Genomic DNA, 15799 nt, shown 5'->3' with positions numbered 1-15799 from the left:
TCTTTATGTGCTCATTTTCTGCACGTCTTGAATCAAATGTATGGGGTCATGCCAACGGATTAACGACCCGTCAATGCAAGATATTTATGCACAATCGCTTTGGCGAGACAAGATGATGAATCAATGCAACGAATGGCTGATTGTTTATCTGTCACGACATTTAAATCCGTACAGGCAATCACAGCCGCGTCAATTTCCCCGGTTAGTTCTTTAGAGAACGTTTCCCACAATTGAACGGCTTCGTCTGTTTGACCTGTTTTAATCATTTGTATGATTTGGTTCACACGCGCTTGCCAATGATCTTTATGGATATAATCCAGGCCGTTTTTCAAAAAAGCATCTTGAAAAATGCCCGACTGAACTGTCGGATCAGTAGCTAATAAGGCTATCTTTTTTGAATGTCCGGGTATGGCTTTCATCGTTTCATCGACCATGTTTAAGAGCGGTACTGAAACCGAATGTTGCAGCTGTTGAAAATAGATGTGTGCCGTATTGCAAGGTATCGCAATAAAATCGGCCCCTGTTTGTTCAAGCTTACGGGCGCCTTTTATAATTGCCGCTTCCATCTCTTCATGATTAATGGGTCGATCAATAAAGAAAGGAGTCGAACACGAATAAATCATCATATGCGGGAAATCTATATCATATGTTGCCCCATACATTCTTTGACACTCGTCTACTACTTTATCAACGAACGGCCCGGTCGATTTCGGCCCCATGCCCGCAAGTATTCCTATCATCGTTGCTCCTCCTTTTTACACTGATATTCAAATTATACCATGCATCACCATCACCTGAAGGAAATGACAGAAAAGAGGAAGGTCATTTGCGGCGCATATCCGGGGTGCCTTTTCGTTTGAAAGAAATACTAGTATAACAGAAGCTAAAAGTTTCTCGATGGCATTACAACAGACCTGTTTTCTCCTAAACGGGCGCCTTTTATTTCTGAAGGCGTCTTTTTTATCGAATATCAACCAGATGAACAAGCAAGAAAAGAAAGGAATTGCAGTATGAAAATAAGTAAACACTGGGGAATTTCATTATTGGCAGTCTTGTCAATCGGCCCCGGATTAATGATGAATAGTGCGTTTACTTCAGCGCAAAGGCTGGTGCAGCAGACGTTTCATGCCGAAGCTAATGCAGCTCTTATTCCGTTTGTCGTTGGAGCCGTCGCTTTTGGTTTATTCGTTCCGTTCGGTCCTTTTCTGCGGCATCGAATCGGTGCTTTGAGAACGTATGTCGCCTCAATGTGTCTTTTTATATTGGGCGCATTGATATGCGGAGCATCTCCGAATTTGTTATGGATGACAATCGGCCGCATGCTGCAGGGGATCGGCACGGGGACAGTGCTCATGATGATGATTCCCATGCTGGTCCTTTCATTCCCAATCAGCATTCGAAATTTTGCATTGTTTGTCCTTGTCGGCGGATTGTTCGGCTTTGCCATTTTGGGAACGTTTTTCGGGGCGATCTCTTCTGTTTCCGGCCACTGGAGATGGTTATGTTATGCAGCCGGCGCATGTTCATTCATCGGAATTGCTTTGAGCCGCATCTTTCTTCAAAACGAACATTCGACAGAGACCAGACATCCCTTTGATGTTATCGGATTTATCCTGTCGGGAATCGTTTCTGCTTTGACGGTTCTCACGTTCATCGGCTTTTTAAAACGGGGATTGTCCTCTCCTTATGTATGGGAAAGTGCGGGGGCAAGTCTTCTCCTCTTTGTGATTTTATTTACAACGCAATGTTACATGAAAAAACCCTTCCTCCCGTTCAAATTGCTGTTGCGTCCAAAGCCAATATTGGGGCTGCTAGTCATTGTTTTAGGTTATATGTGCATGGTGTTCAGCCTGTCTTCCCTGCAAGGAATGCTGAAAGATAACGGGATTTCACACCATGATTTCCTGCTTTTCTATTTATTCTTCATTTGCGGCGTCGGGATCTCAGCGCTGCTCAGCGCCTTGCTGTATGACAAACTCGGCCCGGGCATGATCGGAATCTTAGGATCGATATGTATCATGGCCGCCGTTCTGCAAGGACTGTTATTGGGCAATCATGTCCCGTTGTATATGTATGCCTGCAATTTTATGATTTTATTGGCCGGCGTCGGGTTTACCGTAGCATCCGGCCTCATGGGGGCTGCTTTAGGAGGTCCGCTGCCGGACCTGGTGCAAAGGATGGTCGCCGTTCAGTTTATTCGACTGTTCGCTTATGCGTGGATACCCATCATCGCAAGTTTTGCCTTAAAAAAAGACATGGCCTGTCATTTGATGAATACCGGCAAAACTGAAGCGGCCCACATGATGACATATCATGATTTTTTCTTCATTTCCTTTATTCTGAGCCTGCTGATTTTATGTTTCTCGTTTGGAATGGCGCTTACAGGAAAAGGGCATAAGCTTGCTCATAAACCGCATCATCAAAAAACACATACAGGTATTTCACAGCATCTTCCCCGTCGCGTTCATGACCGGACTCTCGGGCAACTCAAGCACATTTCGAGAAAAATGAGTGATCAAGAATTCAGGCGTGCGCTTAAACAGTTTCAAAACAATACGTAGGGATCGAACGAAAAGACAAGGGATACGCTTGAGCCCTTGGGGGCAGACTATAAAGTTGTGAAAATCGGAAATCAAGGCGATACATATCCAGTCCTTGAAAAAAAGGGTCAATGGGTACATATTCAAGTGGACAGCACTCAGTCGGGCTGGATCGCAGGATGGTTGGTATCAGATTCAAATCAATCAGGTTCTTCTGCCGTTTCTCGAACCTCGGCCTCTCAAAATGCCAATAGTTTAAGAGGAAAAAATATTGTGATTGATGCCGGGCATGGAGGGAGCGATCCAGGAACGATTGGCTACAGCGGTTCCCTTGAAAAAAATCATACGCTAAGAACAGCATCACATCTTGCTTCTCTTCTAAAAGAAAAGGGGGCGCATGTGATTCTGACCCGCGCGTCCGACCGTTATTTGAGTTTAAACAGCCGCGTTGCGATCAGCAGCACTTATCATACATATGCATTTGTTTCTGTTCACTACAACTCATCTCCTGTTCATTTGAGCCGCGGGGTTGAAGTGTATTACTACAAAGGAGGCGCTGACAAATCGCTGGCTGCAAATGTACTACGCAGCGTATCCAATGAAACCGGATTTCCAAGCAACTGCGTTCGTTTCGGCGACTTTTATGTCTTGAGGGAAAATCCAAAACTTGCGGTATTATTGGAACTTGGCTATATCTCAAATCCCGGCGAAGAATCGGCTATACAGTCAGAAACTTATCAAATAAGAGCAGCCAATGGGATTGTACATGGGTTATCTGATTACTTTAGTTCTTAATACGAAACAGATTCTGTCTTAATACGACAGCGACCAGGTGGTTTTTACGGAGGTATCATGCAGACAATCAAAAAATCAGGAATATATGTAAATCCTAAAAAAAGACGTTGGGAATATTGGGTTGTAGAAGAAAATAGCTCTCCCATCCTTGTATCATGGTTAAGCTGGGGCGCTTCCCAAACCGTTTATGACAACTGGGAGTCCAGTTTGGAACGATAGACGAATAAGATTAACGACAGGATATGAACAATTTAAAACCTAACCGTTTGGTTAGGTTTTTTGTTTGGAATTTGCTTGATCCTTCACAACACGTCATTGGTTTATTTTCGAAAAGAACTCGTTAAACGCTGATCTGTTTATGGTAATTTGATTTTTTCTTGGCCTGCAATTGCCAAAAACCGTATAATGCCGATGCCAGCAAAAGAATGCCTGCTGATATATAAACGAATCGTACGCCAATCAAATCTGAAATAAACCCGATACCCAGAATGGACAGCATAAAAATCAACTGTACGAGAGCTGATCTTGCAGACATAATGTTTACTCGCGTTTGCTCAGTTGTTATGTTCTGAATAATTGTTTCCTGTGCTAAGTCTCTCAGGATATAAGCCGGCCCCATCAAAATAACCAATAAAAGGGCTAAATATGCATTGCTTATAAAACCATATATTAAAGTTAACATTCCATATGAGATAGCACCAATTAACATAAAAGTTATTAACTTATGTTGGAATCTGCCGGAAAGTTTATAGATGATACATCCTCCGATCATCGCCCCTAAATAATATGCTCCATTTATATAGCCCCACCACGATTCGCCTTTATGTAATGCCTCGTTTACAAAAGCCAACGAGACAGCCCCTATCCAAATCATTCCCGCCCATGACTCGATTACATCCATAATGATTATTGCTCTTAGGTTCTTTTGTTTAAACAAGTATTTCCAACCGCTTATTACACTGAAATAGGGAGTACTTTTTCCGATTATAGTGGCATGGTGTTTTGTTCTAAGGCAAAACATGATGAAAAAAAGCGATATCAACAATAAAAGGATCGTGATGATCATCGTGTATCCCTCTCCTAAAAAGGCGATGATAAGACCTCCCAGCGACCAGCCTACAAATTGAAACGTTTGATCCACTGTTGATAATAATCCATTTGCTTTCACTCTTTCACCAGGAGGGATGATTTCGCCAATCAACGCACTTTTTAAAGGCGCAAACCACCCATTAAAAAATGAAATCCCGCCAATCATCACGAAAACGAAAATCATCATTTCAAAGGAATACGTTTGCAAAAGAAAATAAACCAAGCATACTAACAAAACAATTTGGATGAATTGAGAAATCACTACTGTAAGACGAAGGTTAAATTGGGTTGCAACCAACGGCAATACAGCACTTCCTATAATACGAAACATAATACTGATGAATGTCACAAGAGAGGCGATTGCTGTAGAGTTCGTCATGTTGAACAGAAATGAAATGACTGCCATCGTATATAGAGAAAAACCTAAGTTTGTAGTGGTCTGGCTTAATAAAATAGAATAATAGCTTTTCTTCACAAAAATCCCTCCTTTCTCCTCAAGAGCATATAACATATTAAAATAACTAGACGATTAACAACACTATTAGATTTCATTTTACATGCAATCAATAACTGTTATATCTAATTATAAAATACTGTAACTTAATATAATTTCCTTTATATTATTGAAATTTGATATAAAATAAAAACTGTATTATATTATTTATAAATTCTGTTATACAAAAAACAGACTCCCTTGCACGTAACGAAACATTCATTTAAAGAGGATTGGGAGGAAATGTTCATGTCAAAACATTCACCGATTACCCCTGATTTAAGCGACGGCGGCATTCGCTATTTTCAAGCTTATGACGAAAGCCTCGGTCTTTGGCCAGTTCACTACAAAGCTTTCTATGTATCTACCCGTTTCGGCCAAACTCATATTATTGCAAGCGGACCTGAGGATGCCCCGCCGCTTGTATTGCTTCACGGGGCATTATTCAGCTCCACTATGTGGCATCCCAATATCGAGGATTGGAGCAGCAAATACCGAACATATGCAATCGATATCATAGGTGATAAGAACAAAAGCATCCCTGCAGATTTATGCGGTACGAGGGCGGGTTACGCCGATTGGCTTCTTGATGTGTTTGACGCTCTGGGGATCGAAAAGTCGCACATTGTTGGACTTTCGCTTGGTGGGCTTCATACGATGAATTTCGTTTTACGTGCGCCAGAGAGAGTAGAAAGCGCAGCTATCCTTAGTCCCGCGGAAACATTTTTGCCGTTTCATCACGATTTTTATCAATACGCTCTTAGTCTCACAGAGCCTGATGGAGTAGAGAATTTCTTAAAGTGGATGATGACAGACCGTAATGTGTTACACCCGGTTTTTGCAGAGCAGTTTCATGCAGGCGTGATGTGGCAGGATGGATTAAGACAGCCAAAGCCCAACGCCGACGGATTTCCGTATGTTTTCACCGATGACGAATTAAAATCAGTAAAAGTCCCTATTCTATTATTGCTGGGTGAACATGAAGTCATCTATGACCCGCAATCAGCCTTACATCGCGCCTCAACATTCGTTCCTGGTATTGAAGCAGAAATCATAAAACAGGCAGGCCACGTTTTATCAATGGAACAGCCTCAATACGTAAATGAACGTGTATTACGTTTTTTCAGTAAATAAACCACAGTCTTATAATTGTGTAAGAGAATCTCAATCGGTATTCGTATTCTGGATATTTTTATTAATATAGAAATAGAGTCTCTTATAGGCTCTATTTTTTTCGCGGGATTAATGATTAGATCCAGCCTGCTCCGCATAGAAGGCCCCCCACTCAGACAAAGTGCTTAAAATCGGCAAAAGGCTTTTTCCAATTTCAGAAAGAGAGTATTCTACCTTAGGCGGTACTTGATGATGAACAAATCGATTGACTATACCGTCCTCTTCCAATTCCCTCAGCTGCTTTGTTAACATTTTTTGCGTAATTTGCGGTAAAGCTCTTTTTAATTCGCCAAAGCGCATATTTTTTTCGCCTAAATACCACAAGATGAGTACTTTCCATTTACCCCCTATCAGCTTCAATGTCAATTCTATTGAACATCTATACTCGTTATCCTTGTATTTCACCAGCATTCGCTTCCCTCCCCAGATTAGTATCAAAATGGATACTGCGTGTCCCAAAAGTGCCTGCTTGTTATTTTATACCATAGTTTTTATGATAGTATCAAAACCACGGAGGTGCAGGCTATGTACGTGATTACAGGGGCAACCGGACGAACAGGCAGTGCAGTTGCAAACTATTTATTAGACAAAGGACAGCCGGTCAGAGTGATTGGCAGAAACCCGGAACGCTTACAGCGGTTTGTGCGTAAAGGAGCTGAGCCGTTTGTCTCTGAACCAGGAGATGCAACAAGGCTGATGAAGGCTTTTACCGGCGCAAAAGCAGTCTACGTGATGCTTCAGCCTAACTACATTGTGACGAGCACTGATTTTCGCGCTTACCAGACCCGCATTATCAATGCATTAATCCCTGCTCTGACACAAACAAAAATTAAGAATGTTGTGTCTCTCAGCAGCTGGGGAGCAGATCAAGAAGAAGGCACCGGATCAGTAGGAGGATTACACTTGCTCGAACAACGACTGAATCAAATAGAAGGGTTAAACGTTTTGCACTTACGGGCTGGATACTTCATGGAAAATTTACTTTCACAAATTCAAAACATTTTAATTCACGATGCCGCAAAAGGTCCTTTTCTCCCCGATGTTCAGTTTCCTATGATTGCCACACGGGACATTGGACAAATTGCAGGAGAAGCGATGCTAAAAGTTAACCATCAAGATCAACAAATAAGAGAGTTGCACGGCAGTTGTGACTTGAGTATGTCTGAAGCGGCGAGGCTCATAGGAAAAGCGATCGGCAAACCGAACCTCGGCTATATACAAACAACCGAAGAAACAGCCCGAAATGAAATGAGAAATCAAGGGTTTTCAGAACATATTATAGACCTTGTGTTAGAGACAGCACGGGCTCTGAATACAAAGCACATTCGAATGCTGGAACAGCGTTCATCCGAAAATACTACCCCGACGTCTTTTGACACGTTTATAAATGAAGTATTTAAACCTCAATATGAGAAGGAAGCACGGGTAAAATAAAAACTCCATTACTCTTTTATCCAGTTGAAGAAGAAGCTGCTATAATATGAAAAGGACAAACTCAGAACATCCAGACTGCCGCTCTATCATTATTTTGTTCTAAATAAAGAATAAAAGGAGCAGACTGCAATGGCATATTTTATCTGTGAAACATGCGGAGTCCAATACGCCAATCGTGCAGACAAACCGGCATCTTTTAGATATATATGGGTAGTAGCTAATTCCTTCAAACTCTACGATTTTTCTTCATCCTCCAGTATGTTGAATGGGCTTGAAGTTTGGCATTCTCTATAACTGCAAGAGCTTGAACTATAACCCTTTGAGCGACATCACTGTAAAAAGTACCTCCCATCATTTTTTTAATCAGTTCCTCAGCAATATCCAAACAGCCAATAGACTCTAAATCACTACCCAATCGTGCTCGATTGGGTAGGAGCAATAAAAAAACGCACTTTGATTTGGATAAATCAAAATACGAGACTATTAGGGAATAGCTATTAATTTTTTACAGATAACAACTATTACAATCGTTTATTTCATATTGTTCCTTGATTGTTATACAACGCATTTCCTTTCATAAGTTTATTAATCCCTTCAGTGTAATAAGGCATTCGTTGACTTGCTTGATCAATATCAACCCATTCTATTTTCAATATTTCTTGAGCATTTTTAATTACTGCTGTTCCTCCTACAATTTTTGCTTCAAATGTAAATAATATAGCGTGATGATTCCTCTCTATAAATTTCGCTTCATTAATAACTAGTATATTCCCTATTTCAACTTCTAGCCCTGTTTCTTCATACACCTCACGTACAGCAGCTTCTATTAGGTTTTCATCAAGTTCAACTCTTCCACCTGGAAGTGACCAATGCCCCTCATGATTATCTACCATTAATATCTGATTGAACTCATTTTTAATCAATGCATATACAACTTTAACTTCTTCCATGATAATCTCCTTTATATAAATATATTTTAACCGCATATTGGGCTTCTACATATTACTATAAAGGATATAAGATTGAGATGCGTTTTTATTTTCCTTAATCTAATGATGCTGTTTGTGTTAGCTGCCTGCGGGGGGCAACAAATATGATGATGCCATTAACAGCATAATAGATCGGTATAAAAAACAAAGCGAAAGGGTATATGAAGATGATGGTTTTTGTGGACTTTATTTATGTAGTACAGAAAAACAAATAAAAACTAAAATTTGTAGATTATTCAACAACAAGGGACAAAAAAGCTTTTTGTCTACTTTTGAGTGATTATTATGTAAACTCTTCTTTTGGTAATAACATTTATATAAATAAACTTAACAAAATAATGAAAGAAGGTGATCCCAAGCCAACTAACAACAAACCCAATAGATTAATCGCTGAGAAATCCCCATACCCCTGGGAAGAAGAAGCCTTCGAAAAAGCAAAACGCGAAAACAAGCCGGTGCTCGTCAGCATCGGCTATTCGACTTGCCACTGATCACATATACTGTACTAAATAAAAAGGCCTGGATGAAAATTCAATTCATCACAGGCTAGTGCCTAAAACAAAATTCTTTTCACCCATTGTCTGTATTTATTTCGAAAATACTTTTCTCTAAGAAAAGTTGTAAGTTAAGAAAATATAAGTGAGAACAGCTTAAAATGAAAATTTATTTGCTCCAGTTCTCCTCTATAAATCGAAGTACAGGTTGTAAATTGGTTTTGTTAGCAATTTCAATGACAACGGGAACAACAGAAGGGTCTGTTAAGGATAAGCTTGGGATTCGTGGATTTAACCGAAAAAAGCGATCACCCAGAAGATTAGAACTGACCATGGTTTCATAGTAACCTGATCCACTGCCGACAACCGAAAGGAATGGCAGCAAAGGTTCGTTGGGCGCTCGGTTCAGAAGCACTCCCCAATTTGGAGGAAGATTATCCAGATTTTTGGGGCGTATGTTATCTGCACTTACCATCCCCCACCCCCTCGTATCTCTTCTTAACCGAGTCGGGGCTTCACCTGTTCCGATGGATAATACCGCAATTTCATCCAACGGCACGTTGGCTTTACCCACTGCAAACGCGATACTTGGTGTACTAGGGTTCGCTGCTACTACATATCCATCCACGTAATTTTGATAGGCACGTTGCGTCGCGGGAGCACCGCTGCTCCGCAGTATGACATCACTCACTTTTTCATTTAAATAGGGAGAGTCAGGAAAATTGTGGAATAATACAGGAGTCCACCGATCCAGCTCAGGTGAGTATAATTTAAATGCAGGAACAACAATTCGTTTTTTTAAATTTTTAAGACGAAGATCTGACGGGAAAAAGTTTCGTACCGCTTTAATAAAACCTGAATATGGTAATTGCTGATTAAAAACAGGCCCTCCTGGCCGGGAAATACTGAATGCAGGCAGAATTTTTTCCTTAAAATATTGGAATGTCTCCTGCAGCGATCTTCCGCTTGCTAACGCAAGGGCCGTGAATGAACCGATTGAAGTTCCCGAAAATACATGGGTCTGACTTATTAATTTCGGGTTTTGTTTAACCAGTCTGCTCAACAGTTGCAAACTTAAAGCACCTAAGGTACCACCCCCATCAAAGGTCATGATCCGATATGTTGTCAAAGCTGATTTCTCCTTTCTAATTTGATCTATCATGCAGTATATGTTTATCCAGTGTCTGTTGTATGGATGGATACCTCTTGCGCTAAACGTTGTTCGATTTATTAATATTATTTGTTAGGACTCACATATCAACGAAAGTATTAAATTCAATACACGTGGTAAAGTAAGAAAGAGCAAAACGATATGAAAGAAGGTGATCCCATGCCAACTAACAATAAACCCAACAGATTAATCGCTGAGAAATCCCCATATTTACTCCAACACTCCCGTCAACTGGTACCCTGGGGAAAAGAAGAATTCGAAAAAGCAAAGCGCGCAAACAAACCGGTACTCGTCAGCATCGGCTATTGGCTTGCCATTGGGTGACATGTCTATTAAAGTAACCAAAATCGACAACCAAGGATCGTCGAGTACAAATTCCTGTGATTTTTTCAAAGATGGGTTAGAGAGAAGAAATTAACCGTAAGTAGTTGGAGGGATGATTGAAGTATGTTAACAAGAGAAGATATCTTTAAACACGTCAAAGAAAAATACGGTACATCGCCTGATTACCCGTGGAAGAAATACCCAAACTATGCCGCTTTGAGACATGAATCAAACAAAAAATGGTACGGTCTTATAATGAATGTTCCCCCGGAAAAATTAGGATTATATGGAAGTGACGAAATAGATATTCTGAATCTAAAATGTCCACCTGAAATAAGTGATAGTTTAAGAAACGGGGAAAATATCCTGCCCGGATATCATATGGATAAGGAACATTGGATTTCACTTGTTTTGGAACGTACAGATCCAGAAGGAGAAATTTATTACTTAATCGAGCAGAGCTTTCATTTAACCAAGTAAAGATAAAGAGTGCTCCCTGCTAATCAAGTTTAGGATATTATTGTTCTTTTCTCTGTGCCACAAACGGGCACATTTTCTTTAACAAGAAGGATTCTACTTAAACTAAGGGCGGAACATATTAGTCATATAAAACATGTTATGCGCATGTTTTAGCCTTACCAACTCTTCTAAACTTTTGGGCCCCACACGATTTGCTAAAGGCCGTTCTTGATCATACTCGCATCAAATAAAGATCTTCGAATCATAAAATCGCTTCCAAAGGTATTAACTGCCCATCATATAGTATGAGTGCTGATTTTCTCAAGTATAACATTTGAAGAACGTATGTTTTTGAATCTCGTTTATTCAATGTAATTTGAACTTGAATTTTTTTGTAAAGCAACGTTATCACAACATATAGTACGTAACCAAATATATATCAATAGACCAAAAATAAACTTATATTTCCTATGATGACACAATCAAACATTATATATATTTTTTCATTTTTTATGGAATAAACACCAGTTTTGTATTGTTTATGGTTAATGTGGCAACCTGAATATAATCAAATTGGAAAGAAGATGATCCTATTATAAATAAAGGTAAACCCGATAGATTAGTCGCTGAGAAGTCTCCGTACTTGCTTCAACATGCTCACAATCCTGTGGACTGGTCCCTTTTGGGAGAAGAAGCCTTCGAAAAAGCGAAACACGAGAACAAGCGCTTCTGATCAGTATCGGTTATTCGGCATGCCATTGGTGGCCTGGGATAATCAACTCGTGTATAACTCCATTAAAAGATAACGGAAGCCATTTTAAACGATAATACCATTTGTTCAAATAATACAGTTTACCTTTTATGTCATTCATTTTTTAAAACCTGTAATCCGCAACTATGCGGTAGCAGTTTTTTTTTGCTTGACTTAGAGTTAACTCTAAGTTGTAAACTAACTTTAATTAAAAGGGAGGGATGATGTTTGTTGTATTCCATTAGTAAAGCTGCTGAGAAGACTAGTATTAGTTCGTATACATTAAGATATTACGAAAAAATTGGGTTACTTCCACCACCAAAACGAAAAAACAGCGGAAGACGTTTTTATACAGAGACTGATATTCAGTTTATGACATTCCTTAAAAGTTTAAAGGAAACAGGTATGTCATTGGAGGATATTAATGAGTTTGTCAAAGACGGCTGCATTTTGGAAAAAATCAATTCGGATGTTAAATCGTCACAACTCTCCCCATCTATAAATAAACGTATTGAGATTTTAACCAAGCACTTAGAGAAAATGGAAATTAAAAAAAAGGAGCTGGAAGAAGTAATTTCTACTACAAAAGGAAAACTGGATACATATTATTCAATTTTGAAAGAGGAAGTGGAAAACAAATGAAACATTTAAATATATACCTGATGTTACTTGGCTTCTCTATTTTTACAGGAGCTACTTTTAATCTTGCAAAATATACAGTTGGATATTTTTCTCCATCGTCTTCTGCGGCATGGCGTTTCGGTTTAGCTGCTGCGGTGATGCTCATCATTTTGATTTTTACTGAAGGTATAAAGAAAAGTCAATTACGGAAGAATGCCGTTTCATACATTGCGCTTGGGATTATGGGGATATTTGGTTTTAACGCCTTGTTTTTTGTTGGGTTGAAATATACATCTCCCGTTAACGGAGCATTAATAATGGGTCTGAATCCTTTATTAACAGCAATTTTCGCTCGAATTATCTTAAAGGACAAAATTACAAAAAAACAAGTGCTCGGCATATTCTTTGCTTTCATCGGTGTATTGTTAGTCATTACACAAGGTTCTATCGAAACCATTAAAACCTTATCAATTTCAGGCGGAGATTTAATAATCTTTACAGGTAACGTTTGTTGGGCACTTTATGGTGTACTTGGACGTCGGTTTATAAAAGATGGTACTCCGCTATCTACAACCACTTATACGATGGTTATCGGTGCTGTTAGTTTAATAGTAGTTTCTTTATTTACATCGAATCCCGTTTCTTTATCAAACATCCCGATTGGAGTTTGGGGAGCAATTGCCTTTATGGCTTTCTTTACAAGTATTTTGGGTTACCTATGGTGGAATCAAGGGATTAAGGAGATTGGGGCAAGTAAAACATCTTTATTTTTCAACCTTGTTCCCGTTGTAACGATGATTATTACATTTGCCGTTGGAACACCGATAAAGGTATTTCAAGTTATTGGGGCTGGGTTAGTTATATTAGGCGTTTTAACTGCTTCGGGGGTAATACGTATTCCTAAGTACAATACTAAAGAACAGTCAGCTGTATAAAGAAATAGGGATTATTTTTGAGAAAATGTGTTAAGTTAAATATACACTAATATAGAAAGAAGGTGATCCCATGCCCACTAACAATACACCCAATAGATTAATCGCTGAGAAGTCTCCGTACTTGCTTCAACACGCCCATAACCCTGTAGACTGGTTCCCTTGGGGGGAAGAAGCATTTGAAAAAGCGAAAAGCGAAAACAAGCCTGTTCTCGTATCTATTGGGTATAGCTAGCCTTGGCTAATCTAAAGAACTTGCCATTGGTGCCATGTCATGGCCCATGAAAGCTTTGAAGACGAAGAAGTCGCCGAGCTTCTGAATGAGAAATACGTCGCCATTAAAGTCGATCGCGAGGAGCGGCCTGATGTTGATTCGATTTATATGACGATCTGCCAGATGATGACGGGGCAGGGCGGGTGGCCGCTGAATGTGTTTTTGACGCCTGAGCAAAAGCCGTTTTATGCGGGGACGTACTTTCCGAAGATGAGCCGCTTCAACCGTCCGGGATTTGTCGAGGTGCTGAAGCAGCTGTCAAATACGTTTGAGAAAAAACGGGATTATGTCGAAGATATCGCTGAAAAGGCGTCCAACAACCTGAAAATCAAAGCGAAAAGCGATGCCGGCGAAGCGCTGGAAGAGGATATCCTGAAGCGCACGTACCAGCAGCTGATGAACAGTTTTGACACGATATACGGCGGCTTTGGCAGCGCGCCGAAGTTCCCGATTCCTCACATGCTGACCTTTCTGCTCCGCTACCATCAATACAGCGGAGAGGAAAACGCCTTGTACAGCGTGACGAAAACGCTCGACAGCATGGCGAACGGGGGCATCTACGACCATATCGGCTACGGGTTTGCCCGTTATTCGACCGATCCGGAATGGCTCGTCCCCCATTTTGAGAAAATGCTCTATGACAATGCGTTGCTGCTGATCGCTTACACAGAAGCCTATCAGGTAACAAAACGCGAACGGTATAAACGGATTGCCGAGCAGATCATCGCGTTTATCCGCCGCGAGATGACAGATGACAGAGGCGCTTTTTACTCTGCGCTTGACGCCGACACAGAGGGTGTTGAAGGAAAATATTACATATGGTCAAAAGACGAAATTGAAGAAACGCTCGGCGATGAGCTCGGCACGCTGTACTGCGCCGTCTATGATATAACGGACGAAGGGAATTTCGAAGGGCACAATATTCCGAACTTGATCTATGCGAATCTTGAAGGGGTAAAGGAAGAGTTTTCGCTGACGGAAGCTGAACTGGGAGACAAGCTGGAAGAATCGAAGCAAAGGCTCTTCGAAAAACGCCAAGAAAGGGTATATCCCCATGTCGACGATAAGGTGCTGACATCGTGGAATGCTTTGATGATCGCCGGTCTCGCCAAAGCGGCGAAGGTGTTCGATGCCCCTGAATACTTGGAAATGGCGCGGACTGCAATGTCGTTTATCGAAGACGAATTAATCAAGGACGGGCGCGTTATGGTGCGCTACCGCGACGGTGAAGTGAAGAATAAAGGGTTTATCGATGATTACGCGTTTTTGTTATGGGCGTATCTCGAATTGTACGAAGCGTCGCTGAACCTCGACGATTTGCGAAAAGCGAAAGATTTAGCGGAAAAGATGATCGGGCTGTTCTGGGATGAGGATCACGGCGGTTTTTACTTTACGGGAAGCGACGCCGAGGCGCTTATCGTCCGAGATAAAGAAGTGTACGACGGTGCTTTGCCGTCCGGAAACGGCGTTGCCGCCGTCCAGCTGTTCCGTCTCGGACGGCTGACGGGCGACTTGTCATTGATCGATCGTGTATCCGGCATGTTTTCGGCGTTTCACGGGGACGTATCTGCTTACCCGAGCGGACATACAAACTTTCTCCAAAGTTTACTGAGCCATGTGATGCCGCAAAAAGAAATTGTTATCCTGGGCAAACGCGATGATCCTGACCGGAAAAAGATCGTTAAGGCATTGCAGCATGCCTTTCAGCCGACCTACGCCGTCCTGGCCGCAGAGTCTCCGGAAGATTTTAAAGGGGTTGCCGACTTTGCGGCGGACTATAAAGCGATCGGTGACAAAACGACCGTCTATATTTGCGAAAACTTCGCATGTCAACAGCCGACAACAGACATTAATGAAGCGCTGAAACGGCTTCTGTCCGTTTCATAAACGATGATAGCGGGAATAGCACCTGAAAGTTCACCAAAACTTTCAGAAAGGGGTTTTGACCATGAAGAAAAACGTGATGTCAGTGCTCGCCGTTTCCGCAGTTGTCGGTGTCGCCTCTTATATGCTTAAGGACCAGGCCAACAGGCAAAAACTCAAGGAATGCTTGCAGAATATGAAGGCAAAACTGCCGTCTTTGCCGCAAAAGCAAGATACGGCGTCATTCCCGGTCGAAAAGGCGGGGCATCCGCACCCGCATGATATCGAAGACAACAAAATGGTCTCTGAAGGCTCAATGTATCCGGTTCAATATTACGATCAAAAGAAAAAATAACATTAAGAAAAGCTGCCGCGGCGCGCGGCAGCTTTTCTTAAT

Annotated in this window: 13 protein-coding genes and 5 pseudogenes; 12 read left to right on the top strand and 6 right to left on the bottom strand. The window is 41.1% G+C overall.

Annotated features, from left to right (window positions below):
* Positions 1 to 59: 59 nt before the first annotated feature.
* Positions 60 to 740 carry an aspartate/glutamate racemase family protein gene (locus V7126_RS06980; RefSeq protein ID WP_175075334.1) on the bottom strand — a complete coding sequence of 227 codons (681 nt, stop codon included), beginning with the start codon at positions 738 to 740 and terminating at the stop codon, positions 60 to 62.
* 270 nt (positions 741 to 1010) lie between these two features.
* Between V7126_RS06980 and V7126_RS06975 the strand changes: the two genes are divergently transcribed.
* Positions 1011 to 2561 (top strand): MFS transporter, encoded by a 1551-nt coding sequence (locus tag V7126_RS06975; protein WP_175075335.1) that lies wholly within the window; start codon positions 1011 to 1013, stop codon positions 2559 to 2561.
* Between the two features lie 57 nt (positions 2562 to 2618).
* Positions 2619 to 3335: an N-acetylmuramoyl-L-alanine amidase gene (locus V7126_RS06970; protein ID WP_175075336.1), complete on the top strand. Its 717-nt coding sequence runs from the start codon at positions 2619 to 2621 to the stop codon at positions 3333 to 3335.
* A 340-nt stretch (positions 3336 to 3675) separates the two neighbouring features.
* Here the strand turns inward: V7126_RS06970 and V7126_RS06965 are convergent, their stop codons facing one another.
* Positions 3676 to 4899 (bottom strand): MFS transporter, encoded by a 1224-nt coding sequence (locus V7126_RS06965; protein ID WP_175075338.1) that lies wholly within the window; start codon positions 4897 to 4899, stop codon positions 3676 to 3678.
* A 267-nt stretch (positions 4900 to 5166) separates the two neighbouring features.
* Between V7126_RS06965 and V7126_RS06960 the strand changes: the two genes are divergently transcribed.
* The gene (locus V7126_RS06960; protein WP_175075339.1) at positions 5167 to 6051 is read left to right on the top strand and encodes an alpha/beta fold hydrolase; all 885 of its coding nucleotides are present in this window, start codon (positions 5167 to 5169) and stop codon (positions 6049 to 6051) included.
* 108 nt (positions 6052 to 6159) lie between these two features.
* Here the strand turns inward: V7126_RS06960 and V7126_RS06955 are convergent, their stop codons facing one another.
* The gene (locus V7126_RS06955) at positions 6160 to 6501 is read right to left on the bottom strand and encodes a winged helix-turn-helix transcriptional regulator (protein ID WP_175075340.1); all 342 of its coding nucleotides are present in this window, start codon (positions 6499 to 6501) and stop codon (positions 6160 to 6162) included.
* A gap of 114 nt (positions 6502 to 6615) precedes the next feature.
* Here V7126_RS06955 and V7126_RS06950 point away from each other — a divergent pair, with 114 nt between their 5' ends.
* The gene (locus V7126_RS06950; protein ID WP_175075341.1) at positions 6616 to 7524 is read left to right on the top strand and encodes an NmrA family NAD(P)-binding protein; all 909 of its coding nucleotides are present in this window, start codon (positions 6616 to 6618) and stop codon (positions 7522 to 7524) included.
* 210 nt (positions 7525 to 7734) lie between these two features.
* On the opposite strand, the pseudogene V7126_RS06945 reads toward V7126_RS06950, so the two are convergent.
* Together V7126_RS06945 and V7126_RS06940 are read right to left on the bottom strand one after the other, a co-directional pair.
* Positions 7735 to 7963 (bottom strand): annotated as a pseudogene (locus V7126_RS06945) (hypothetical protein); the annotation flags it as partial.
* A 97-nt stretch (positions 7964 to 8060) separates the two neighbouring features.
* The gene (locus V7126_RS06940) at positions 8061 to 8474 is read right to left on the bottom strand and encodes an NUDIX hydrolase (protein ID WP_175075342.1); all 414 of its coding nucleotides are present in this window, start codon (positions 8472 to 8474) and stop codon (positions 8061 to 8063) included.
* Between the two features lie 377 nt (positions 8475 to 8851).
* Here V7126_RS06940 and V7126_RS06935 point away from each other — a divergent pair.
* Positions 8852 to 9001: pseudogene (locus tag V7126_RS06935) on the top strand (DUF255 domain-containing protein); the annotation flags it as partial.
* Between the two features lie 175 nt (positions 9002 to 9176).
* Here V7126_RS06935 and V7126_RS06930 read toward each other — a convergent pair.
* Positions 9177 to 10136, bottom strand: coding sequence for a patatin-like phospholipase family protein (locus tag V7126_RS06930; RefSeq protein ID WP_335497351.1), 960 nt, complete (start codon positions 10134 to 10136; stop codon positions 9177 to 9179).
* Between the two features lie 201 nt (positions 10137 to 10337).
* Here V7126_RS06930 and V7126_RS06925 point away from each other — a divergent pair.
* From V7126_RS06925 to V7126_RS06895, 7 genes and pseudogenes are all read left to right on the top strand, one after another.
* Positions 10338 to 10484, top strand: a pseudogene (locus V7126_RS06925) (DUF255 domain-containing protein); the annotation flags it as partial.
* A 141-nt stretch (positions 10485 to 10625) separates the two neighbouring features.
* A complete protein-coding gene (locus tag V7126_RS06920; protein WP_175075345.1) occupies positions 10626 to 10982 on the top strand; it encodes an MmcQ/YjbR family DNA-binding protein in 357 nt (118 codons plus the stop codon).
* Positions 10983 to 11553: 571 nt separating this feature from the next.
* Positions 11554 to 11789, top strand: a pseudogene (locus tag V7126_RS06915) (DUF255 domain-containing protein).
* Positions 11790 to 11940: 151 nt separating this feature from the next.
* Positions 11941 to 12354: a MerR family transcriptional regulator gene (locus tag V7126_RS06910; protein WP_019260039.1), complete on the top strand. Its 414-nt coding sequence runs from the start codon at positions 11941 to 11943 to the stop codon at positions 12352 to 12354.
* Positions 12351 to 13268, top strand: a complete 918-nt coding sequence (locus tag V7126_RS06905) for a DMT family transporter (RefSeq protein WP_175075346.1) — start codon at positions 12351 to 12353, stop codon at positions 13266 to 13268. Before V7126_RS06910 ends, V7126_RS06905 begins: the two co-directional genes overlap by 4 nt.
* Positions 13269 to 13338: 70 nt before the next feature.
* Positions 13339 to 15426: pseudogene (locus V7126_RS06900) on the top strand (thioredoxin domain-containing protein).
* Between the two features lie 61 nt (positions 15427 to 15487).
* A complete protein-coding gene (locus tag V7126_RS06895) occupies positions 15488 to 15757 on the top strand; it encodes a hypothetical protein (protein ID WP_175075349.1) in 270 nt (89 codons plus the stop codon).
* Positions 15758 to 15799: the final 42 nt, after the last annotated feature.

Source organism: Bacillus sp. JJ675, from assembly GCF_036963165.1.
GTDB classification, from domain to species: Bacteria; Bacillota; Bacilli; order Bacillales; family Bacillaceae; genus Bacillus; species Bacillus glycinifermentans.
The sequence above is the reverse complement of the archived record's forward strand: the minus strand, read 5'-3'. Positions and strand labels throughout refer to the sequence as shown.

Excerpts from the sequence above, each read along its gene's own strand:
- V7126_RS06980 (WP_175075334.1), bottom strand. The coding sequence starts at position 740 with ATGATAGGAATACTTGCGGGCATGGGGCCGAAATCGACCGGGCCGTTC.
- V7126_RS06975 (WP_175075335.1), top strand. The coding sequence starts at position 1,011 with ATGAAAATAAGTAAACACTGGGGAATTTCATTATTGGCAGTCTTGTCA.
- V7126_RS06960 (WP_175075339.1), top strand. The coding sequence starts at position 5,167 with ATGTCAAAACATTCACCGATTACCCCTGATTTAAGCGACGGCGGCATT.
- V7126_RS06955 (WP_175075340.1), bottom strand. The coding sequence starts at position 6,501 with ATGCTGGTGAAATACAAGGATAACGAGTATAGATGTTCAATAGAATTG.
- V7126_RS06950 (WP_175075341.1), top strand. The coding sequence starts at position 6,616 with ATGTACGTGATTACAGGGGCAACCGGACGAACAGGCAGTGCAGTTGCA.
- V7126_RS06940 (WP_175075342.1), bottom strand. The coding sequence starts at position 8,474 with ATGGAAGAAGTTAAAGTTGTATATGCATTGATTAAAAATGAGTTCAAT.
- V7126_RS06920 (WP_175075345.1), top strand. The coding sequence starts at position 10,626 with ATGTTAACAAGAGAAGATATCTTTAAACACGTCAAAGAAAAATACGGT.
- V7126_RS06905 (WP_175075346.1), top strand. The coding sequence starts at position 12,351 with ATGAAACATTTAAATATATACCTGATGTTACTTGGCTTCTCTATTTTT.
- V7126_RS06895 (WP_175075349.1), top strand. The coding sequence starts at position 15,488 with ATGAAGAAAAACGTGATGTCAGTGCTCGCCGTTTCCGCAGTTGTCGGT.